The sequence below is a fragment of the Neorhizobium sp. LjRoot104 genome, assembly GCF_964253725.1.
In the GTDB taxonomy this organism is placed as follows: Bacteria; Pseudomonadota; Alphaproteobacteria; order Rhizobiales; family Rhizobiaceae; genus Neorhizobium.
On the sequence record NZ_CAXURS020000001.1, the window covers coordinates 59,969 to 79,806 of the forward strand.

General features: G+C 61.3%; 20 protein-coding genes and 1 tRNA gene. 12 read left to right on the forward strand and 9 right to left on the reverse strand.

Features of this window, described 5'->3' with window-relative positions:
• Positions 1 to 134 precede the first annotated feature (134 nt).
• Positions 135 to 995 (forward strand): LOG family protein, encoded by an 861-nt coding sequence (locus ACSQ8R_RS00310; protein ID WP_436251556.1) that lies wholly within the window; start codon positions 135 to 137, stop codon positions 993 to 995.
• 8 nt (positions 996 to 1,003) lie between these two features.
• Positions 1,004 to 1,231 (forward strand): hypothetical protein, encoded by a 228-nt coding sequence (locus ACSQ8R_RS00315; protein ID WP_436251557.1) that lies wholly within the window; start codon positions 1,004 to 1,006, stop codon positions 1,229 to 1,231.
• Positions 1,232 to 1,321: 90 nt separating this feature from the next.
• Here ACSQ8R_RS00315 and ACSQ8R_RS00320 read toward each other — a convergent pair whose 3' ends face one another.
• Together ACSQ8R_RS00320 and ACSQ8R_RS00325 are read right to left on the reverse strand one after the other, a co-directional pair.
• Complete coding sequence (locus ACSQ8R_RS00320; protein WP_436251558.1) at positions 1,322 to 1,978, reverse strand: EF-hand domain-containing protein; 657 nt, start codon at positions 1,976 to 1,978, stop codon at positions 1,322 to 1,324.
• 110 nt (positions 1,979 to 2,088) lie between these two features.
• Positions 2,089 to 2,802 (reverse strand): pyrimidine 5'-nucleotidase, encoded by a 714-nt coding sequence (locus ACSQ8R_RS00325; RefSeq protein WP_436251559.1) that lies wholly within the window; start codon positions 2,800 to 2,802, stop codon positions 2,089 to 2,091.
• A 105-nt stretch (positions 2,803 to 2,907) separates the two neighbouring features.
• Here ACSQ8R_RS00325 and ACSQ8R_RS00330 point away from each other — a divergent pair, with 105 nt between their 5' ends.
• Together ACSQ8R_RS00330 and ACSQ8R_RS00335 are read left to right on the forward strand one after the other, a co-directional pair.
• Entirely contained in the window at positions 2,908 to 3,810 is a 903-nt protein-coding gene (locus ACSQ8R_RS00330; protein WP_436251560.1) for a DMT family transporter, read from the forward strand.
• A gap of 71 nt (positions 3,811 to 3,881) precedes the next feature.
• A complete protein-coding gene (locus ACSQ8R_RS00335; protein ID WP_436251561.1) occupies positions 3,882 to 4,655 on the forward strand; it encodes an isocitrate lyase/PEP mutase family protein in 774 nt (257 codons plus the stop codon).
• A gap of 19 nt (positions 4,656 to 4,674) precedes the next feature.
• Here ACSQ8R_RS00335 and argB read toward each other — a convergent pair whose 3' ends face one another.
• Positions 4,675 to 5,562: an acetylglutamate kinase gene (gene argB, locus ACSQ8R_RS00340; RefSeq protein ID WP_436251562.1), complete on the reverse strand. Its 888-nt coding sequence runs from the start codon at positions 5,560 to 5,562 to the stop codon at positions 4,675 to 4,677.
• Positions 5,563 to 5,914: 352 nt separating this feature from the next.
• On the opposite strand from argB, the gene ACSQ8R_RS00345 reads away from it, so the two are divergent.
• Complete coding sequence (locus ACSQ8R_RS00345; RefSeq protein ID WP_436251563.1) at positions 5,915 to 6,472, forward strand: fasciclin domain-containing protein; 558 nt, start codon at positions 5,915 to 5,917, stop codon at positions 6,470 to 6,472.
• An 81-nt stretch (positions 6,473 to 6,553) separates the two neighbouring features.
• On the opposite strand, the gene yihA is transcribed toward ACSQ8R_RS00345, so the two are convergent.
• From yihA to rpmH, 4 genes are all read right to left on the reverse strand, one after another.
• Positions 6,554 to 7,201 carry a ribosome biogenesis GTP-binding protein YihA/YsxC gene (yihA, locus tag ACSQ8R_RS00350; protein ID WP_436251564.1) on the reverse strand — a complete coding sequence of 216 codons (648 nt, stop codon included), beginning with the start codon at positions 7,199 to 7,201 and terminating at the stop codon, positions 6,554 to 6,556.
• Between the two features lie 152 nt (positions 7,202 to 7,353).
• The gene (gene yidC, locus ACSQ8R_RS00355; protein WP_436255336.1) at positions 7,354 to 9,159 is read right to left on the reverse strand and encodes a membrane protein insertase YidC; all 1,806 of its coding nucleotides are present in this window, start codon (positions 9,157 to 9,159) and stop codon (positions 7,354 to 7,356) included.
• Positions 9,159 to 9,551, reverse strand: coding sequence for a ribonuclease P protein component (gene rnpA / locus ACSQ8R_RS00360; RefSeq protein ID WP_210010551.1), 393 nt, complete (start codon positions 9,549 to 9,551; stop codon positions 9,159 to 9,161). Before rnpA ends, yidC begins: the two co-directional genes overlap by 1 nt.
• A 28-nt stretch (positions 9,552 to 9,579) precedes the next feature.
• The gene (gene rpmH / locus ACSQ8R_RS00365) at positions 9,580 to 9,714 is read right to left on the reverse strand and encodes a 50S ribosomal protein L34 (RefSeq protein ID WP_080719113.1); all 135 of its coding nucleotides are present in this window, start codon (positions 9,712 to 9,714) and stop codon (positions 9,580 to 9,582) included.
• 491 nt (positions 9,715 to 10,205) lie between these two features.
• On the opposite strand from rpmH, the gene ACSQ8R_RS00370 reads away from it, so the two are divergent.
• The 3 genes from ACSQ8R_RS00370 to ACSQ8R_RS00380 all read left to right on the forward strand — a co-directional run bounded on the left by ACSQ8R_RS00370 (position 10,206) and on the right by ACSQ8R_RS00380 (position 14,130).
• Positions 10,206 to 12,245: a methyl-accepting chemotaxis protein gene (locus ACSQ8R_RS00370; RefSeq protein ID WP_436251565.1), complete on the forward strand. Its 2,040-nt coding sequence runs from the start codon at positions 10,206 to 10,208 to the stop codon at positions 12,243 to 12,245.
• Between the two features lie 239 nt (positions 12,246 to 12,484).
• Positions 12,485 to 13,915: a sensor histidine kinase gene (locus ACSQ8R_RS00375; RefSeq protein ID WP_436255337.1), complete on the forward strand. Its 1,431-nt coding sequence runs from the start codon at positions 12,485 to 12,487 to the stop codon at positions 13,913 to 13,915.
• Positions 13,916 to 14,053: 138 nt separating this feature from the next.
• Positions 14,054 to 14,130: transfer RNA gene (locus tag ACSQ8R_RS00380), tRNA-Arg, on the forward strand.
• 65 nt (positions 14,131 to 14,195) lie between these two features.
• Here ACSQ8R_RS00380 and ACSQ8R_RS00385 read toward each other — a convergent pair.
• Positions 14,196 to 14,408, reverse strand: coding sequence for a hypothetical protein (locus tag ACSQ8R_RS00385; protein ID WP_436251566.1), 213 nt, complete (start codon positions 14,406 to 14,408; stop codon positions 14,196 to 14,198).
• Positions 14,409 to 14,544: 136 nt separating this feature from the next.
• Positions 14,545 to 15,462: a LysR family transcriptional regulator gene (locus ACSQ8R_RS00390; RefSeq protein ID WP_436251567.1), complete on the reverse strand. Its 918-nt coding sequence runs from the start codon at positions 15,460 to 15,462 to the stop codon at positions 14,545 to 14,547.
• 121 nt (positions 15,463 to 15,583) lie between these two features.
• Between ACSQ8R_RS00390 and ACSQ8R_RS00395 the strand changes: the two genes are divergently transcribed.
• The 4 genes from ACSQ8R_RS00395 (at position 15,584) to ACSQ8R_RS00410 (ending at position 19,838) form a co-directional block, all read left to right on the forward strand.
• Positions 15,584 to 16,216 (forward strand): pyridoxamine 5'-phosphate oxidase family protein, encoded by a 633-nt coding sequence (locus ACSQ8R_RS00395; RefSeq protein WP_436251568.1) that lies wholly within the window; start codon positions 15,584 to 15,586, stop codon positions 16,214 to 16,216.
• A gap of 367 nt (positions 16,217 to 16,583) precedes the next feature.
• On the forward strand, positions 16,584 to 17,996 hold the full coding sequence (locus tag ACSQ8R_RS00400; protein WP_436251569.1) for a glycosyltransferase family 39 protein: 1,413 nt from the start codon (positions 16,584 to 16,586) through the stop codon (positions 17,994 to 17,996).
• Between the two features lie 82 nt (positions 17,997 to 18,078).
• The gene (locus tag ACSQ8R_RS00405; RefSeq protein WP_436251570.1) at positions 18,079 to 18,786 is read left to right on the forward strand and encodes an SDR family oxidoreductase; all 708 of its coding nucleotides are present in this window, start codon (positions 18,079 to 18,081) and stop codon (positions 18,784 to 18,786) included.
• A gap of 14 nt (positions 18,787 to 18,800) precedes the next feature.
• Positions 18,801 to 19,838, forward strand: a complete 1,038-nt coding sequence (locus ACSQ8R_RS00410) for a 4-hydroxyproline epimerase (protein ID WP_436251571.1) — start codon at positions 18,801 to 18,803, stop codon at positions 19,836 to 19,838.

Sequence of the window (19,838 nt, forward strand, 5' to 3'; positions counted from 1 at the left end):
GAAATCCTTAAACGTCACTCGGTATCGTGATGGTGGGAGAGGTGGCCATTTGGTGTCATTTGATCTAAGCGACCGCCACTCAAGCGTCAATGTGAATTGGCGTCAATGCATTTGACGCCGGAAGGATCATGCGAATGGCAAAGGCGAAGAAGGACGGGCCGCGGCGCAAGGACGGGGTCTGGGATCCGCTGAAGGACAACAAGGCGGACAAGACCGCCGCCGCCGTCCAGCCCAGGACGCCGCAGACGGAATCGCATTCCTATCGCCTCGCCTTTGCGGATGACGAATTCCTGAGCCGTGAGGAGCTTCGTCCCGTTCGGCTTCAGCTCGAGCTGATGAAGACGGAAATGGCATTGGCCGAACGGGGCATCAAATCGACCGTCGTGCTGTTCGGCGGCGCGCGTATCCCGGCCCCAGGCCAGAGCGCCTGGGCCGCCCGCAACGACACCCAGCGCCAGAACCTTGAAGCAGCTTCGGTTTATTACGACGAGGCGCGCAAGTTCGCGGCCCTCTGCGGCAAACACTCCGCGGGCTACAATCATCAGGAATACGTGGTGGTCACCGGCGGCGGCCCCGGCGTCATGGAGGCCGGCAATCGCGGCGCGGCTGAAGCCGGCGCCCCGAGCATCGGGCTCAACATCATGCTGCCGCACGAGCAGGCTCCCAATCGCTTCGTGACGCCGGAGCTCAGCTTCAACTTCCACTATTTCGCGATCCGCAAGATGCATTTCATGATGCGGGCGAAGGCAGTCGTCGTTTTCCCCGGCGGGTTCGGCACCCTGGACGAAATGTTCGAGGCGCTCACCCTCATCCAGACCAAGCGCATGGAACGCATGCCGCTGATCCTGTTCAGCGAATCCTTCTGGCGCGGGATCATCAATTTTGGCGCGCTCGCGGAATTCGGCACCATTGCCCCGGACGATCTCAGCCTCATCAATTTCGTCGAGACCGCCGAGGAGGCGTGGAAGATCATCTCGGATTTCTACGAGCATTGAAGGCTTGATTGAAAGTCGGGAAGTTCGCGTTTAGATTGTCGGGAGAGGATTATGCCGAGCGCCTTGAACGACGCCAGGCGGAGATTCGGGACGATCTGGAGCTTTCGATCAAAATCGAACTTGGCGGGGCTTTGTCCCACATGCAGTCGACGATCGAACAGTCCCTTGTCCGTATCGAGGACAAGGTGGAAGAGATTGCCGACCGGGTGACCGCGGTCGAGCACAGGCCCTCCTAGATATAGGTCTCCAAAAAAAGAACCCGCCCCCTGTGGTAAGGGGCGGGTCCTTTGGACGACTGTCGGAACTAGTTCCAAGGGGGCGGGGAACTAGAGGGGGCGGTCCGGCAGGTCGTCGATGGAGATGGTTCCATCCTTGTTGGTGTCCATGCGGGCGAACAGCTTGTCGGATGCGGCGGAAGCTTCCGTCTTGGTGATCTTGCCATCCTTGTCTTCGTCGATCATTCGGAACATGCCCTGACCCTGGCGTCCATGCGGTCGCTCCCAGCGGGCATCCTCATGCTCCCGACCCCAGCCATGACGGCCCTGGCCATCCCGGTTCCATGCGGAATGATCGCGGTCGCGGCGATGCTCGTCACGTCGGTCCGCCATGTTACGATCGGACGGTTCGTCCTTCTTGTCCGCGGTATCGGCGACTTCCGGCTGGTTGTTCTTGCGGAACTCTTCCATCTTCGCCTGGCGATAGTCGAGCATCTCGCCGCGTGTCAGCGAACCATCCTTGTTGGCGTCGATGGCCGTGAAGAGCTTGTCCTGGAACGCGGTCATCTCGTCCTTGGAGATCTTGCCGTCCTTGTCGGCATCGGCATTCTTCAGGAGGCGAACGAACGTCACGTCCTGCATCATGGCGCGGCCGGGGCCACCATGGCGACCGGGACCGTCACGCCCTGGGGCTGCAAGGGCGGGAATAGCTGCGCCGGCGATCAGCGCTGCTCCAAGGGTCGCCAGAACGATCTTCTTTGCGGTCATCGTGGTGGTCCTTCAGGTTGTTTTCGATAGCCTGAAGATAAAGCCCACAGCGGTCAAAACCACTTAAACATCCGTAATGTGGATGAATGTTTCGTAATGCCGATAAAACATTAGCCGATATTGAGGCTGGTCAGGAACCCCGTCAGATCGTCGGTCACGTAGTCGATGTGATCGTCCTCATCGGTAAGCTTCTCCCAACGCTCCATGAGCACCGCATCGAGATTGCGCGGTACGAGCAGGATAGTGCGCATGCCGAGCGCCTTCGGCACCCGCAGATTGCGCGGCAGGTCCTCGAACATGGCGGCACTGTTCGTATCGACCCGGTGCAGGCTGGCGAACTTGTCGTAAGTCGCGCCGGCCGGCTTCGGCACGTAGTCGGCGGCGACGATGTCGAATATGTCGTCGAAATTGTCGAGAATGCCGAGCGCCCGCGCCGCCGCCTCCGCATGCGGCACGCTGCCATTGGTGAAGATGAACTTGCGGCCGGGAAGCGCCTTGATCGCCGCGCCGAGCTCCGGATGCGGCAGGAGCGCCGAATAGTCGATCGCATGCGCCTGTTCGAGAAACCCGTCCGGATCGATGCCGTGGTTCAGCATCAGGCCCTGCAGCGTCGTGCCGTGCTCATGGTAATATTGCTTCTGCAGCGCTTTCGCTTCCGCCGGTTCGAGCTGCAGCAGTTCCTGCACATAGGCCGTCATGTTCTTGTCGATCTGCGCAAACAGATTGATGTGATGCGGATAAAGCGTGTTGTCGAGATCGAATACCCAGTCGCGGACATGGGTGAAATCAGAGGGGTCGGGCGAGGTCTGCGGCTTTTTTTCCATGGCCGCTTTATGCACCGGTTCGACCCCAAAGAAAACGAAAAAGACGAACGCTTTCGGCCCAAGACGGCCTTGGCGATCCGCCGGAACGCGTGATACCGCCAGCATATGGAACTCTGGATCCCCATCACCATCGCCGCCGCGTTTCTGCAGAATTTGCGGTCTGCCCTGCAGAAGCACCTGCAGGGGTCGCTGGGCACGCGCGGAGCGAGCTTCGTGCGCTTCGGCTACGGTTTTCCGATCGCGATCCTATACGTCCTCTGCCTGCATTATTTCGCCGGCTATCCGTTCCCGGCATTGAACTGGACCTTCGCCCTATGGGCGGTGATCGGCGGCCTTGCGCAGATCTTTGCGACCATGATGCTGGTGCATCTCTTTTCGCTCAGGAATTTTGCGGTCGGGACGGCCTATTCCAAGACCGAGCCGGTCCAGGCCGCCATCTTCGGCTTTATCCTGCTCGGTGAAAAGCTGACGCCGGGCTCGGTCGCGGCGATCATCGTCGGCGTCGTCGGCGTGATGACCATCTCGATGGCGCGTATGCCGCTGTCCTGGCGCAACATGCTGGTCGCACTGACCAGCCGCACCGCCCTCATCGGTATCGCCTCGGGTGCCGTCTTCGGCATCTCGGCGGTGTCCTACCGCAGCGCTTCGCTGTCGCTTGGCGGTCCCGGACCGGTCATGGAGGCCGCGGTGACACTCGCCTGCGTCACGACTTTCCAGACGGCCTTCATGCTGGTCTGGATGTTCTGGAAGGACAGGAACGAGATTGTCCAGGTCATTCTCAGTTGGCGTTCGTCCTCGCTGGTGGGCCTGGCTGGTGTCGTCGGTTCGGCCGGCTGGTTTACCGCCATGACCCTGCAGCAGGTGGCCTATGTCCGGGCGCTCGGGCAGATCGAACTCGTCTTCACCTTCATGGCATCCTATTTTCTTTTCCATGAACGGGTGAACCGCATGGAAGTTTTCGGCTGCCTGCTGATCGTCTGCGGCATCCTTGGGTTGATCTTTTCCTGATCGACGCCCGATTTGCGGCGGCATCCGTTGCGAATCCGGTTAGGGTGGCTCGGTCAACAGGAGGATCATCCATGCCTCAAAACGACAAGGCGGCCGCGTTCGCAGCGCTTCACCGGAAGGGCAATCCGGTCATCATCTACAACATCTGGGATGCCGGCACCGCCAAGGCGGTTGCGGAAGCCGGGGCGAAGGCGCTCGGCACCGGAAGCTGGTCGGTCGCGGCCGCACAAGGGTATGCCGACGGCGAGAACCTGCCGCTCGAAGCACTGCTTGCCACGGCAAAGTCGATCGCGACCGCCGTCGATCTGCCGCTCACCGTCGATTTTGAAGGTGGTTATGCCGAGGAATCCGGCCAGCTCACGGCGAATGTCGGCAAGGTCATGGACACCGGCGCGATCGGTATCAATTTCGAGGATCAGGTGGTCGGCGGCAGCGGCATCTATCCGGTGGAGCAGCAGGCCGGACGCATTCGTACCATCCGAGCAGCGGCGGACGCTCGTGACATGCCGCTCTTCGTCAATTCCCGTACCGATCTCTTCCTGCAGGAAAGTGATGCGGGCAAACATGCGGCACTTCTCGATGAAGCGATCCGCCGCGCCAATGCCTATGCCGAGGCCGGTGCCGACGGCTTCTTCGCGCCCGGCCTGGCCGATGAAGGATTGATCGAGACGCTGTGCAAGGCCTCGCCGCTTCCGGTCAACATCATGATGTTCAGCAGCGTTCCGTCCCCGAAACGCCTCGGCGAACTCGGGGTTGCCCGTGTCAGTTACGGACCGGGGCCTTACCGGGCGATGATGGCGAAGCTGAAGGAAGACGCCGCGGCGGTTTTCACCGCCGCCGGCTGAGCCTCGAAGTCTTCTACTGTCAGGGAACGATCAGCGTGCCGGCGCCGTGTTCGGTGAAAATCTCGAGCAGCACCGAGTGGGCCGTCTTGCCGTTCAGGATGACGACACCCTGCACGCCGGCCTTGATCGCCTCGATGCAGGTCTCGACCTTGGGGATCATGCCGCCGGAGATCGTGCCGTCCTTGATGAGGGCCTGGGCCTGGGCGACAGTCAGCTCCTTGATCAGCTGCTTGTCCTTGTCGAGCACGCCCGGAACGTCGGTGAGGAAGAGAAGGCGGGTGGCGCTGAGCGCCCCGGCGATCGCGCCGGCAAACGTGTCGGCATTGATGTTGTAGGTCGCGCCGTCGCGCCCCGGGGCAACCGGGGCGATGACGGGGATCATTTCCGACTTGGCGAGCAGGTCGAGCAGCGTGCGATCGACTTCCACCACTTCGCCGACGAAGCCGAGATCGAGGACCCGCTCGATATTGCTGTCCGGATCGACGATGGTCTTCTTCGCCTTTTCGGCAAAAACCATGTTGCCGTCCTTGCCGCAAAGGCCGATCGCCCATTCGCCGGTCTGGTTGATCAGCGCGACGATCTCCTTGTTGATCGAGCCGGCGAGAACCATTTCGACGATCTCGACCGTCTTCTGGTCGGTGACGCGCAGGCCGGCTTCGAACTTGGATTCGATGCCCATCTTTGTCAGCATCGCGCCGATCTGCGGACCGCCACCATGCACGACGATCGGGTTGACGCCGGACTGCTTCAGCAGCGCGATATCGGCCGCGAACGCCTTGCCGAGTTCCGTATCGCCCATGGCGTGACCGCCGTATTTCACGACGATCGTCTTGTTTTCGTAACGCTGCATATAGGGCAGCGCCTGCGCCAGAAGCTTGGCCTGAAGTTCGCTTTCGGAAGCCGTCATCGGATACCCCTGAATATCAAGTGGGGCGCTTTTAGCGCATGTTTCTGACAGAGGAAATAATCACCCGCGAGATTATCGCCCAATCGGCGTGCCATCGTCGGTTAAATGGCGGCCGTATCGCGGCGAAACCCGCGAAAGGGAGGCTCGGACACGGCGGCCGGTAAACGGCGCCATAAAGTATCCTCAAGCGAAAGCAGCGGCTTGAGGGGCAGACGAGGGTTTTTTCGTCCGCGTTGAAACTCTTCTTCTCTGCCTTCCGTCTCTTGCGAGGTCTCCGCCGATGTCGGGACGCCATGCCTTGGGAGGCGCGCATCCGCGCCGGGGCAATTAGTTTCGTTGAGAGGATACCACAATGTTGAAGACCGCATTCCGCACGCTCGCTATCGCGACCGTTCTGTCCGCTACCGCCGTGACCGCCTTTGCCGCCAATCCGAAGGTCGGCGGTGCGGCGATGTACGAAGACAAGAACATTGTCGAAAATGCCGTGAACTCCAAGGATCACACGACGCTCGTCGCTGCCGTCAAGGCTGCCGGCCTGGTCGAGACGCTTCAGGGCAAGGGTCCGTTCACGGTCTTCGCGCCGACCAATGAAGCCTTCGCTGCCCTGCCCAAGGGCACGGTCGAAACGCTGCTGAAGCCGGAAAACAAGGCCCAGCTTACCAAGGTGCTGACCTGCCATGTGGTCGCCGCCAGCGCCATGTCCACCGCCATCGAAAAGATGATCAAGGACGACAAGGGCACCCATGACGTGAAGACGGTCGGCGGCTGCGTGCTGAAGGCCAAGGAAAGCATGGGCAAGATCACGCTCACCGACGAGACGGGCGGCGTAGCCACCGTCACGATCGCCGACGTCAAGCAGTCGAACGGCGTGATCCACGTGGTCGACAAGGTTCTGTTGCCGAAAATGTAAAAGCCGACCGCCCTCGCTTTTACATCAGGATCCGGTCGCCTCTCTTGGGGCGGCCGGATTTGCCGTTTCTATGGGCCAGCGTCAGCTCGACCGGCCGACGGTTTCCGCGATCGCCTGGCGCAGTTCCTCGATCCCCTTGCCCTTTTCGGACGAGGTGGAAAGCACGAACGGGAAGGCGGCGGGATGCTTGCGGATCTTTTCCTGCGTCTCGGCCAGTAGCTTCACCACGGCCGGTTCCTTGATCTTGTCGGTCTTGGTCAGCACGATCTGATAGGAGACCGCGGCCTTGTCGAGCAGGTCGAGTACTTCCTCGTCATTTTTCTTGATGCCGTGGCGGCTATCGATCAGCACATAGACGCGTTTCAGTGTCGCCCGGCCGCGCAGATAGTCAAAGACGAGCTTGGTCCAGGCATCGACGGTTTCCTTCGGCGCCTTGGCGTAACCGTAGCCCGGCATGTCGACCAGCGCCATCGGTGGCAGGTCGGTGCCTGCGCCCGAATAGCCGTCCGGCACGAAATAATTGAGTTCCTGGGTACGGCCAGGCGTATTCGAAGTTCGCGCCAGGGCCTTCTGGCCGACGAGCGCGTTGATCAGCGACGACTTGCCGACGTTCGAGCGGCCGGCAAAGGCGACTTCGAGCGGGCCTTCCGGTGGCAGGAACTTCATCGAGGGCACGCCGCGGATAAAAATCCAGGGGTGGCCGAAAAGCGGTTTGTCGTCCGTGCTCATGTCTGCGGGCATCGGTTCTGGTCGTCCTGTTCTGTCGAAGGGCACGGCTTCAAGGTTTTGGCCAGCAATGTCAAGCTTTCCGGCCTCCAAGCCTTATTGCAAAAGAAAAACCCCGGACCAGCCGGGGTTCCTCGTCGATATCTTGGCGAGCGCTATTTTGTCGGCGCTTCTTTTCGTCGGAAGAGGCCCTTCAGATTGGCGAAAAGTTCGACCTTGGCGCCATGACGCTTCATGATGATCGCCTGTTGCGTTACCGACAGGGTGTTGTTCCAGGCCCAGTAGATGACGAGACCGGCCGGGAAGGACGCCAGCATGAAGGTGAACACGAGCGGCATCCAGGTGAAGATCATCGCCTGGGTCGGGTCCGGCGGCGTCGGGTTCATGCGCATCTGCAGGAACATCGTGACGCCCATCACCAGCGGCCAGACGCCGATCATCAGCGCATGCGGCACGTCGTAGGGCAGCAGGCCGAAGAGGTTGAAGAGCGACGTCGGGTCGGGAGCAGACAGGTCCTGGATCCAGCCGAAGAACGGCGCGTGCCGCATTTCGATGGTGACATAGATGACCTTGTAGAGAGCGAAGAAGACCGGGATCTGCAACAGCACCGGCCAGCAGCCGGCAATCGGATTGATCTTTTCTTCCTTGTAGAGCGCCATCATTGCCTGCTGCAGGCCCATCCGGTCGTCGCCGAACTTGGCCTTCAGCTCTTCCATCTTCGGCTGCATGCGCTTCATGTTGGCCATGGAAGCGTATTGCTTGCTGGCGAGCGGGAAGAACAGGGCCTTGACGACGATGGTGGTGAGCAGGATCGCCACGCCGAAATTGCCCACGTGACGGAAGAAGAAGTCCATCAGCTGGAACATCGGCTTGGTGATGAAGTAGAACCATCCCCAGTCGATCAGGCGGTTGAACTGCGGAACGCCGAATTCCGTCTCGTAGCGCGAGATCAAGGGCACTTCCTTGGCGCCGGCGAAGACGAGGTTCTTGAGTTCGGTGGATTGACCCGGCTGAACAGTCAGGTCGTCGCCCTTGTAGTCCGCCTGATAGCTCGCCTGAGCACCGGCGAAATGCGAGAAACGTGCAACATAGGGCAGCGTCTGCGGCGGCACGATGGTGGCAGCCCAGTACTTGTCGGTGATGCCCAGCCAGCCGGTCTTGGCCTTCTCGTTGGTGAACTGCTCTTTTTCGATATTGGCGTAGGTGTGTTCGTTGAGGCTGCCGCTCTCGCCCATCACGCCGATAAAGCCTTCGTGGATGACCCAGACGGACGGCGTCGCCGGCTTGTTGTTGCGCAGCACGCGGCCGTAAGGCGTCAGCGTCACCGGGCCGGCCGTCTTGTTGTCGATCTTGTCGGCAACGGTCAGCATGTAGTGGTCGTCGATCGAAATCGTGCGCGCGAAGGTTACGCCCTTCTCGTTGGTGAAGGTCAGCGTCACCGGCGTCTGCTGGGTCAGCTTGTCGCCGCTTGCGACCGTCCATTGCGTGCCGGTGCCGGGAGCGGTGCCGATCGATTCATTCGGGATATAGCCGATTTCCGCGAAATAACCGTCGGCCGTATCGGACGGCGAGAACAGCGTGATGATCGGGCTCTTGTCGTCGACGGTCTCGTGATACTCGCGCAGCTTGAGGTCGTCGAAACGGGCGCCGGTCAGGTTGATGGAGCCGATCAGGGCAGGCGTTTCGATCTGTACGCGCTGCGACCGCGAAAGTGCCTGGTCGCGGGAGAGCCCGGCAGCTGCCGGGCTGGCGCCGGGCAGATTGCCCAATACGCCGGATCCGCTCTGGGCGCCGGGGCTTTCCGGAGAAACAGGCTGGGCGGTTTCGCCCTGAAGCGCACGGCTGGCTTCTTCGGCGCGCCGCTGGGCTTCCATCCTCGGGTTCATATAGAGGAACTGCCAGGCAAGAACGATCAGCACCGAGAGCGCGATCGCGATGAAGTAATTGCGGTTCTTTTCCATCATGCTTTCCTGGAACGGGTCTCCTCGGACCGCTTTGGTCTCGGCTTGCTTTCGATACGCTCGATAAGCTGAGCCGTCATATCCGCAAAGGGGGCATTGAGCACCTCCCGCCGCGCGACAATCACATAGTCGTGTCCGTTCTTCATTGCAAATCCGGCAGATTGCCTCACCGCCTCACGGAGGCGGCGGCGCATGCGATTGCGTTCGACCGCGTTGCCATGCTTCTTCGTAACGGTAAAACCGACGCGCGGCGCTTCGTCCGGCTGGTTCCGATCAAGGACTTCCAGAAGGAAGTTCCGGCCTCTGCGAGCTTCGCCCTCGCGCACGGCAAGGAACTGCGGCCGGCTTTGAAGCCGCCCGACAGTCTTCTTGTTCTTTGTCTCAGTCGTCATCGCCCGGTTGTCTCGGGCATCTCAGGCCTTAGGCCGAGAGACGCTTGCGGCCACGGGCGCGGCGAGCGGAAAGAACCAGGCGACCACCTTTGGTGGCCATGCGGGTACGGAATCCGTGGCGGCGCTTGCGAACAAGCTTGGACGGTTGATAGGTACGCTTCATTTATTTTAATACCGCGGTGTGCGGCCCTTCTTGGAGTTTGCCGTCATCACGACGGCAAGAGCGCTTCGGAAAAACGATCTGCGCAAGCGGCTGCATGCGTGCAAGCCCGCCGGAGCTGAACGTGGGCGGCTTATAAGAGGACTCCGCCGCAAAAGTCAATCGCTGCCGGGATTTTTGGGCTGTGGGCCGAAAGTTGGCCAATCTTGATCAACGCCGCCTTCTGGCAACATCTGCAGTCGCGGTCGCATCGATATTTCCCCATGAATTTAGGGGTGAGAAATAGTAGGTGCAAGGCTCTCCCCCTGTCAAACGTCAAATATCTCAACCGAGGCGAGCAACCGGAAAGTGCGCGCTCGCCGGGGCTGCGCGCCCCGTTTTTCTCTAAGCTTTTCTTTAATTTCTAATGGCTAATTTTAGCACTGAATGGAAGAGAAACCGGGTTACGGGCCTGTCTTCCTCCCCACGAGAAGTCCCGTCTGGAAGGGTAAGAAATGAAAATTCGAGGGAAAATCAACCTCCTCGTCGGCCTCATGAGCCTCGTTGCCTGCATTATCGGCGGCCTGTCGCTCTTCGCGGTTGAAGAGTATCGCGCCCAGACGCAGCAATATGCCGACGTCGCGGATCGTGCCTACAAGGGCGAACATCTCAACCGCCTGGTCACCGCTGTGGTGATGGACGCGCGGGGCATCTACGCGTCGAAGGACAGCGCAACGGCCAAGCAGTTCGGCGATGGGGTTCTGAAGTCCCTCGGTGACATGGAAAAGCTGATCGCCACCTGGCGGCCGATGGTTCCCGCCGCGCAGAGGGAGGCGTTCGACAAGCTGATCGCGCGGTCCGCTGAATTCAAGACATTCCGCGCCGAGACTGTCCGGCTCAGCCAGACGGAAGGCCCTCAGGCAGCCAACGTTCAGGGCAATAACGAGGCGAACCGCGCCAACCGCAAGGCCTATCAGGCGGAAATCGACTCGGTCGTCAAGATGGACCAGACCGAACTCGACAAGCTGAGTGCCGGCATGGACGCGTTCGGCAACATGGTCTTCTATTCCGTCTTGGCCGCAACGCTGATCGGTGTTGCCGGCGGCATGGCCTTCGGCCTTTATCTCGGCCGCAAGGAACTGAGCCAGCCCATCCTTGGCCTGACGTCCTCGATGAAGCTGATTGCCGACGGCGACTATGATGCCGCCGTATCTTTCGCCGGACGCCGGGACGAGATCGGCGACATGGCTGCCGCCGTCGAAGTCTTCAAGAAGAACGGTATCGAAGTCGCCCGCATGAATGCGTCCGAAGCGGCACTGCGTGCCAAGAGCGACGATCTCCAGGCCCGCATGGCGGTCGTGGTCGCCGCCGCTTCGGAAGGCGACTTCAATCGCCGCATCGACAAGCAGTGGGGCGAGGAAAGCCTCGACCGTTTTGCCCGCGAGGTGGATCTGCTCGTCGCCAGCGTCGATGCCGGCATTTCCGAAACGCGCCGCGTCGTGAAGAGCCTTGCCGAGGGCGACCTCACCGACAGCATGCGGGGCAATTTCAAGGGCGCCTTCGCCGAGCTGCAGCACAATGTCAACGGTACCATGGACACGCTGCGGGGCACGATGCGGAATGTCCGCACCGCCACCGGCTCCATCAACGGTAGCGCCGCCGAGCTGAGCCGGGCGACCAATGATCTGTCCCGCCGCACTGAACAGCAGGCTGCGGCGCTGGAAGAAACGTCCGCCGCGCTCGAAGAGATCACCGCCGTCGTCAAGACGTCGACCGAGCGGGCGCATGAGGCAACAGTGATGGTCGGCGAGGCCAAGCAGAGCGCGGTCCAGTCGGGCGAGGTGGTGCGTAGCGCCGTCGATGCGATGGGCAGAATCGAGCAGGCCTCCCGCGAGATCGCGCAGATCACCAATGTCATCGACGAGATCGCCTTCCAGACCAATCTTCTGGCTCTGAATGCCGGTGTCGAGGCCGCCCGTGCGGGCGAAGCCGGCAAGGGTTTTGCCGTCGTCGCTCAGGAGGTCCGCGAACTCGCCCAGCGCTCGGCAAGTGCCGCAAAGGGCATCAAGGCCTTGATCAGCAAGTCCGGCGAGGAAGTGGCCGGAGGCGTGATGCTGGTCCAGAAGACCGGCGAGGCATTGTCGGAAATCGAAACCCGCGTGTTGCGCATCAACGACCATATCCATTCGATCGCCGTCGCCTCCCGCGAGCAGTCGACGGGGCTCGCCGAGGTCAATACCGCCGTCAACCAGATGGACCAGGTGACGCAGCAGAATGCCGCCATGGTCGAGGAGACGTCCGCGGCGACGCAGACATTGTCCTCGGAGGCCGACAGCCTTTTTGCCCTTGTCTCCAATTTCGACATCGGCCAGGAGGGCGAGCAGGTCGCCAAGCACGTCGCCGAGCCGGTGCGGACCGCGCGGCCGGTTGCCGCGGCTGCCATTCATCGGCCACGGGCCTCTCCGGTCAAGGCGATGACCGGCGCGCTCTCCCGGGCCTTTGGCGGAGCAGCCGTCGCGACGGCAGCGGTTGCCGGAGAATGGGAAGAATTCTGATCCAATTTCGTCTATCGATCGAATAAGGAAGCGGAGAGGGGCAGCCCTCTCCGCTTTCTCTTTTGCACTGCGGCAAAGGGGACTGGTAAAAAAATGCTGAACCTCTAAAATGGGCGATCATCCGTAGGCTCGCACCAACCCGGCGAGCCGGGTATTCGGAAATGGAGATCCGCATGGACGACGAGGTTCATACCTCGCGGCGCTCGGGGTCCTCGCCGGAAGGCGTAGGCCCGGAAACCATGCCGCGCCTTTTCCGCGGCCTTTCCGGCAGGCTTCTCTGGCTCACCGTCATTTTCGTGATGATGGCCGAAATACTGATCTTCGTCCCTTCCGTCGCCACCATGCGGATGAACTGGCTGCGCGACCGGTTGGATACCGCCGCCGCCGCCGGCATCGTCATCGACGGACTGCAGCCCGCCGAGCTTCCCCGTGCGGTGCAGGACGATACGCTGCTTGCGACGGGCACCAAGGTGATCGCGCTGCGCAAGGACGGCACCTCGCGGCTGCTGGCCGCAACGGACACGCAGCCGCAGATCGATCAGGTATTCGATCTCGCCAATGTCCCGATAGCGTCCTCGATGCGCGACGCGCTCGACACCCTCGTGTTTGGCGGCGGTCGCGTCATGCGCGTTTATGGCCCGATCGGCGACAGCGACATGACCATCGAACTGGTCATGACCGATGACGCGTTGCGCAAGGACATGTTGAAATATTCGAAGACGATGTTTCTCCTGTCGCTGCTGATCTCCCTGATTACCGCCGTGCTGATTTTCCTCGCCATCAACCGGATGATGATCATGCCGATCCGGCGGCTCACCCATAGCATGCAGCATTTCTCGGAGCAGCCGGACGATCCGGGCCGCGTGTTTAGCGCCGATCGCTCCCGGGGCGAGCTTGCAGTGGCGGGCCGGCACCTCACGGCCATGCAGGCACAATTGCAGCGAACGCTGAAGCAGCAGAAGAACCTAGTCGATCTTGGCCTTGCCGTTTCGAAGATCAACCACGACATGCGCAACATCCTCGCATCGGCGCAGCTGATGTCGGACCGGCTGACGGATGTCGACGATCCGATGGTGAGGAGTTTCGCACCGAAACTGTTGCGCACGATCGACCGTGCGGTGGGTTACACCAACGAGGTGCTGGCTTACGGCCAGGCCTCCGAGGCAGCGCCGCGCCGCCGCCGCATCCGCTTCGCGGCGCTGGCCCAGGACGTGCGCGACATGCTGGCGATCGATCCCGAAATAGGCATCGAATTCCTGGATCAGATCGCCGCCGATCTCGAAGTCGATTGCGACAGCGAGCAGATTTTCCGTGTCATCCACAATCTCTGCCGGAATGCCGTGCAGGCGCTGCTGAATTTCGATCCGCAGGATGCGTCCATGGTTCGCCGGGTCACGGTCTCAGCACATCGGGTGGGCAGCGTCGTCAGCATCACCATTGACGACACCGGTCCCGGCATGCCGCGAAAGGCCCGGGAGAACCTGTTCTCCGCTTTCCGCGGCTCGGCGCGGTCGGGCGGTACCGGCCTTGGCCTGGTCATCGCCCGCGAGCTTGTGCTGGCCCATGGCGGCACAATCGCACTTGTGGAAAAACCGGGGCCTGGCACGCAGTTTAGGATAGAAATTCCCGACCGTCCGGTCTCGCTGGAGGACTACCGGGTTCGGGCCTGATGCAAATAATTGTTGCTTCTCAACGGTTTGAGCGAGAAGTGACAGCAAAATGACGTTGCCCTCGGTAAAATCGCTTGCAATCGGAATGCGGACGTTTTAGAGGATCGCCACGCAAGCGGTGACGCACTGCTTGCAGACGCACCCGTAGCTCAGCTGGATAGAGCACCAGACTACGAATCTGGGGGTCAGGAGTTCGAATCTCTTCGGGTGCGCCATTTCTTTCCAACTATCTCTGAACATTCTCGAGAGCTGGTCGGCTTACGGCGGCAATTCGCGCCGCCTAACTCCCGCGACGCCGTATTGATGATATGAGATACCCCAGTGCAAACGTCATTGCGGCAACCGCGATTCCGGTGCTGATCACGCCCGCAGGCGTTATTCTGGCGCTGCCTTGCAAGGTAATGTTCTTCCCCACGCGCAGATCAAAGGTGGATTTGATTTCCTCAGGATGTGAGGGAAGTGCGGTCGGCGGTTCTTCCTGAATAACGGTCATCTTGAAGCTCCCGTGCCAATGTACGGCGGCAGAACATCCATCCTAAGATAGGGTGGATGTCACAATAACAAGCAGTCCCGGTTTCGTCTCTTCCAGCGCCAAAACTTCGCCTGACGCCGCCGCCGCCAGAGCGAGGTCAGGCGGCGGAGCCGATCCTGCCGAGTGCCTGGCGCAGCCTCGGCGCGGCAAAATCCAGGAAGCTGCGCATCTTGAGCGGCATCTGGCCACGCGCGGCGTGGATGAGGTGGATGGGCGGCGGCTCCGGCTCGAAGTTCTCCAGGACGATCCGCAGCGCTCCAGCTTTGACGGCTTCCGCCACCTGGTAGTGGAGCAGCCGCGTTGCCCCGACATTGTGTATCGCTGCCTCCGCAGCGGCCTCGGCGGTCGAAACCGAAAGGCGCGATGCGGTGATGACTTCGGTGGCCGTACTCGATCCTGCCGGCAGCATGTGCCGGGCGGGCGATGGCGTCGGCCCTTCGAACGTCACCCAAGGCATCCGTCGGAGGTCCTCGGGTGTCTGCGGAACGCCGTGAACTGCAAGCAGGGCCGGGCTGGCGCAGGTCACCATCCGCATCGAGCCGATCCGTGTCGCAACCATCGTGCTGTCCGGCAGCTGCCCGATCCTGACGGCCATATCGACATGATCGTCGACAAGATGAACGTTGCGGTCCGCAAGCAGCAGCCGGATGTTGATCTCGGGAAACAACGCAAGGAAGTCGATGACGATCGGCAGGACATGGAGCCGGCCGAACATGACCGGTGCCGTGATGACCAGTTCACCCTTTGGCGCCGTAAATTCGCCGGCTGCCTCGCGCTCCGCATCCTCGACCTGTTCGAGAATGCGCCGGGCCGCCGCCACATAGGTGGCGCCCGCGTCGGTGAGGGTGAGTTTGCGGGTGGTGCGGATCAGCAGACGCGTGCCGAGCGACGCCTCGAGCTCCGAAATCTTCCGGCTGAGCGTCGGGACGGGAACCCGAAGCGACCGTCCCGCTGCAGACAGGCTACCTTTCTCCACCACCTCCAGCAGCATCGACATGGCTTCGAATCGATCCATCCGCTTTTCCATTTTTTGATAAGCTGAGTTTCAAAAGAGCCATATTACTCCGAATAGTGGAAAAGGCTATGTATCCTTCTTCACCGCGCCGATAGCGGTCCTGCCGGGAAGGAGTTCCTTCATGTCCTATGGTTTTCTAGACATCGCCATCACACCCAGCGTCCGGGCCGCACAGAAGGCGATGGGCGCCGACCACATCTGGGAAAACTTCGTCGGCGATCGGGAGTTCGATCGCTTGACGGAAAATGAAGCGGCCTTCATCGCCGACCGCGACAGCTTCTACATGGCGACGGTGTCGGAGACGGGTTGGCCCTATGTCCAGCACCGGGGCGGCCCGCGCGGCTTCCTGAAGGTGATCGACGACCGGACATTGGCTTTCGCGGACTATCGCGGCAATCGCCAGTATATCAGCACCGGCAATGTTGCGGCGAACGACCGGACATGCCTCTTCCTGATGGATTATGCCCGTCGTGCCCGGCTTAAGATCTATGCGCATGTCGAGGAGGTGGCGCTCGATGCGGATCCTGCCTTGGCCGCGCTTGTCGTCGATCAGGACTACCGGGCGAAGCTCGAACGCATTTTCCGGCTGCGCCTCGCGAGCTTCGACTGGAACTGTCCGCAGCACATCACTCCCCGCTTCACCGAGGTGCAGGTCGCCGAGGCGATCGGTCCGCTTCGGGGCCGCCTTGCCGAACTCGAGACCGAAAACGCCGAACTGCGCGCCCGCCTCGCCGCCCATGGCGATACCCAATGAGCGATCGACGTCCGCCGCTGCCGCGTTTCACGTTGGGAACGGCGGTCGAGAAAGTCTGCCTTTGCACGGGGACGGTGGTCTGACGGCCACCAAGGTCTCAGCGATTTGGGTTTCTGACCTGAAAGAGCCCCGGGAGAAATACGCGTTCAATTTCCCTGAACTAGCCAAACGGCGGGCACGATCTCTATTGATCCGGGTCGCAGGCTGTGCCACCTGCGTCACATGACAATTTTCTCATAAGGCGAAAATGAATCGTGAGAGCGTGGACGCAGTGCGTTCCGAAAAGTTGGACACGCCCGGTCGGCTGGCAGGGTTTCTGGCAGGCGGCCTTTGGCCCGCGGCGTTTTTTCTAGGCGCTTATTTCCTGTTGAGCATCGCTGTTCGTCTGATGCTGCCCAACGGGCTGACGCTTGACGAGGCCGAGCAGGCGCTGTTTTCGCAATATTGGCTTGCCGGCTACGGGCCGCAGCCGCCTTTCTACAACTGGGTCCAGAATGCCGTTGTCAGCGTCATCGGGATCTCGCTCTTTTCACTGACCCTGCCGAAATTCCTGATGCTGCTGTTGTGCTACGTATTCTTCGGCATGGCGGCACGCGAGATCGACGCCCGGCCCGGCTTTACGGCTATGGCGATGCTGAGTCTGCTCACCCTGCCGCAACTCTCCTACATGCCGCAGCAGGATCTGACCCACACCGTCGCGGTGCTGATGGCGACGTCGCTGTTCCTCTACGGGCTCTTCCGAACCCTTGTCCGGGCGGATTGGCAGGGTTACCTGATCGCCGGGGTCGCGATCGGCATCGGGATGATTTCGAAATACAATTTTGGGCTGCTGCCTGCCTCCGCCTTCATTGCCGTGTCTTGCGACAGGGAATGGCGTACCCGCCTTCTTGATTCGCGCATCCTGCTGACCGCGATCGTCGGCCTTGCAATCGTCGTCCCGCACGCCCTCTGGCTTCATGGCAATCTCGATCTCGCGACATCAGGCACGATCGGCAAGATGGTTGAAGCGAACGCGCCGCATGGCATTGTCCGTATTGCACGCGCTCTCGGCTCGCTGATGCTTGCCTGCATCGCGTTCGGCGCGCTGACGGTCGTCATCTTTGCGGTGGCTTTCAAAAGGGGGTTCACGCGCTCGCTGAAGACAGGCGACCGCTGGACGCGCCTCCTGGGGCTGATGATGGTGGTCGGCCTGCTCGGGGTCGTATTCGTGATCCTTTTCACCGGCACGACCAAGATTACGGAGCGCTGGCTCGATCCCTACCTTCTTCCCTTGCCGCTCTATCTGCTTTTGAAGCTGGAGCGAGCCGGTATCGATACCACCTCCCATCTCAGGCGCTTCGTCCCCGTCTTCGTCGTCATCATGCTCGTGACGCTGCTCCCGCTGGCGGGCAAGACGCTGACGGGCGGGCTCACCGGCGGTTACACCCGGATCAACTACCCGTTCAGCTCCGTCGCCGAAGTTCTGAAAACCGAAGGCCGACCGGCGGTAATCATTGCAGCCGGCATGAATCTGGCTGGCAATATGCGACTGCAGTTTCCCGATGTGCCGGTCATCAATTCCGAGCAGCCGATCGCCGGTTTCCCGGCTCCAGGCGCCCTGAAGGGGCCGGTTTTGGCGATCTGGACCGAAGGCGGGGGCGGCACGGGCTCGCCGCCGATCGATCTTTCCTCCGTCGATACGCTCAGATTGACCGCATCGCCTGCAAAATCCCTCTCGCGGCCCTATTATTACGGCGACGGCAAGGTGCGGCTCAACCTCGGTTATCTCTGGCTTCGTTGAAGACGGTAGGCAAACCCTTGAGGCTGATATATCTGTTCGGGAAAGCCTGCCCGCAGGCGGACAAGGACCCAAGGAGATTCCGATGGCTGAGACGGAAAAGGTCGCGCTGATTACCGGCGGCGGACGTGGCATGGGTGAGGCGATTGCCCGCGAGCTGCACGCCCAGGGTTACAAGCTCGCGCTGATGTCGCCCTCCACAAGCTGCGAGAAACTGGCGGCCGAACTCGGCGGCGTCGCCTCCCGCGGCGTCGCGGAAAAGGCCGAAGACATCCAGGCGATCTTCGACCTCGCCATGAAGACCTACGGCCGCATCGATGCGGTGGTCAATCATACCGGCCATCCGCCGAAGGGCGACCTGCTCGACATCAGCGACGAGGACTGGACGCTCGGTTCGGACATGATGATCCTGTCGCTGGTGCGGATGGCGCGTCTGGTGACGCCCGTTATGCTGAAACAGGGCAAGGGAGCCTTCGTCAACATCACAACGTTTGCGGCTTACGAGCCGTCATTGGTCTTCCCGGTCTCGTGCACCTTCCGGGCGGCTGCCGGTGCCTTCACAAAACTCTATTCGGACCGCTATGCGGCCGACAATATCCGCATGAACTGCATCCTGCCGGGGTTCATCGACAGTCTCGATCACAAGCCGGGGACGGCGGAAAAGGTGCCGATGAAGCGTGTCGGCCAGGTAGAAGAAATCGCAAAGACTGCCTCCTTCCTCTTGTCGGATGGCGCCGGCTACATCACCGGCCAGAACATCCGCGTCGATGGCGGCGTCACCCGTCACGTTTGATCGGAGTATCTGGGATGAGATGGAAACGCACGATCCAGCTGCTGGACGTTCATTGCGAGGGTGAGATCGGCAAGGTCGCGATCGGCGGCGTGCCGAAGATCCCGGGCGAAACGGTTGCGGCCCAGCTTCACTGGCTGAACACTGATCCGAAAGGCAACGAGCTTCGCCGCTTCCTCTGCCTCGAGCCGCGCGGGGCGCCGATCGGCTCGGTCAATCTGCTGCTGCCGCCGAAACATCCCGACGCGGATGCCGCCTTCATCATCCTGCAGCCGGACCAGGCGCATGCGAGTTCCGGTTCGAACTCCATCTGCGTCACCACCGCGCTTCTGGAGTCCGGGATCGTCGAGATGACGGAGCCTGAAACCGTTGTGACGCTTGAAACCGCGGCCGGCCTTGTGCGTGCGACGGCCACCTGCCGCGACGGGCGCTGCGAAAAGGTGAAGCTCACCATGGTGCCGTCCTTCGTGCATCAGCTCGACGTCAAGGTTCAGACCCCGTCATGGGGCGAGATCGCGCTCGACCTTTGTTACGGCGGGATCTTTTACGGACTGGTGGATGTCGGCCAGATCGGCCTGACCATCGAGAAGGGCAACGCGGCAGCACTCGTGCAGGCCGGCATGGTGCTGAAGGACCTCATCAACAGGCAGATCGAGGTCGTGCACCCGGAAATACCGGCGATCTCCGGCGTCGCCTACGTGATGTTCCGGGATACGGAAGCCGACGGCACGGTGCGGACCTGCACCACGATGTGGCCCGGAAGGGCAGACCGTTCACCCTGCGGTACCGGCAATTCCGCCAATCTGGCGGCGCTCCATGCGCGCGGCAAGGTGAGGGTCGGGGATGTCTTCAGGTCGCGCTCGATCATCGGTTCTCAGTTCGAGGTAGGACTGGCGTCCGAGACGGAGGTCGCGGGAAAGCCGGCGATCATCCCGACGATCACCGGCCGTGGTTTTACCTTCGGTCTGCATCAGATAGCCCTTGATCCTTTCGACCCGCTGTCGGACGGATTTGCAATGACCGACGTCTGGGGGCCATCGGCGGGGGAAATCTGA

Bases quoted from the DNA above. Each gene is read 5' to 3' on its own strand.
- ACSQ8R_RS00310 (WP_436251556.1), top strand. From the start codon at position 135: ATGGCAAAGGCGAAGAAGGACGGGCCGCGGCGCAAGGACGGGGTCTGG.
- ACSQ8R_RS00320 (WP_436251558.1), bottom strand. From the start codon at position 1,978: ATGACCGCAAAGAAGATCGTTCTGGCGACCCTTGGAGCAGCGCTGATC.
- ACSQ8R_RS00325 (WP_436251559.1), bottom strand. From the start codon at position 2,802: ATGGAAAAAAAGCCGCAGACCTCGCCCGACCCCTCTGATTTCACCCAT.
- ACSQ8R_RS00330 (WP_436251560.1), top strand. From the start codon at position 2,908: ATGGAACTCTGGATCCCCATCACCATCGCCGCCGCGTTTCTGCAGAAT.
- ACSQ8R_RS00335 (WP_436251561.1), top strand. From the start codon at position 3,882: ATGCCTCAAAACGACAAGGCGGCCGCGTTCGCAGCGCTTCACCGGAAG.
- argB (WP_436251562.1), bottom strand. From the start codon at position 5,562: ATGACGGCTTCCGAAAGCGAACTTCAGGCCAAGCTTCTGGCGCAGGCG.
- ACSQ8R_RS00345 (WP_436251563.1), top strand. From the start codon at position 5,915: ATGTTGAAGACCGCATTCCGCACGCTCGCTATCGCGACCGTTCTGTCC.
- yihA (WP_436251564.1), bottom strand. From the start codon at position 7,201: ATGAGCACGGACGACAAACCGCTTTTCGGCCACCCCTGGATTTTTATC.
- yidC (WP_436255336.1), bottom strand. From the start codon at position 9,159: ATGGAAAAGAACCGCAATTACTTCATCGCGATCGCGCTCTCGGTGCTG.
- rnpA (WP_210010551.1), bottom strand. From the start codon at position 9,551: ATGACGACTGAGACAAAGAACAAGAAGACTGTCGGGCGGCTTCAAAGC.
- rpmH (WP_080719113.1), bottom strand. From the start codon at position 9,714: ATGAAGCGTACCTATCAACCGTCCAAGCTTGTTCGCAAGCGCCGCCAC.
- ACSQ8R_RS00370 (WP_436251565.1), top strand. From the start codon at position 10,206: ATGAAAATTCGAGGGAAAATCAACCTCCTCGTCGGCCTCATGAGCCTC.
- ACSQ8R_RS00375 (WP_436255337.1), top strand. From the start codon at position 12,485: ATGCCGCGCCTTTTCCGCGGCCTTTCCGGCAGGCTTCTCTGGCTCACC.
- ACSQ8R_RS00385 (WP_436251566.1), bottom strand. From the start codon at position 14,408: ATGACCGTTATTCAGGAAGAACCGCCGACCGCACTTCCCTCACATCCT.
- ACSQ8R_RS00390 (WP_436251567.1), bottom strand. From the start codon at position 15,462: ATGGATCGATTCGAAGCCATGTCGATGCTGCTGGAGGTGGTGGAGAAA.
- ACSQ8R_RS00395 (WP_436251568.1), top strand. From the start codon at position 15,584: ATGTCCTATGGTTTTCTAGACATCGCCATCACACCCAGCGTCCGGGCC.
- ACSQ8R_RS00405 (WP_436251570.1), top strand. From the start codon at position 18,079: ATGGCTGAGACGGAAAAGGTCGCGCTGATTACCGGCGGCGGACGTGGC.
- ACSQ8R_RS00410 (WP_436251571.1), top strand. From the start codon at position 18,801: ATGAGATGGAAACGCACGATCCAGCTGCTGGACGTTCATTGCGAGGGT.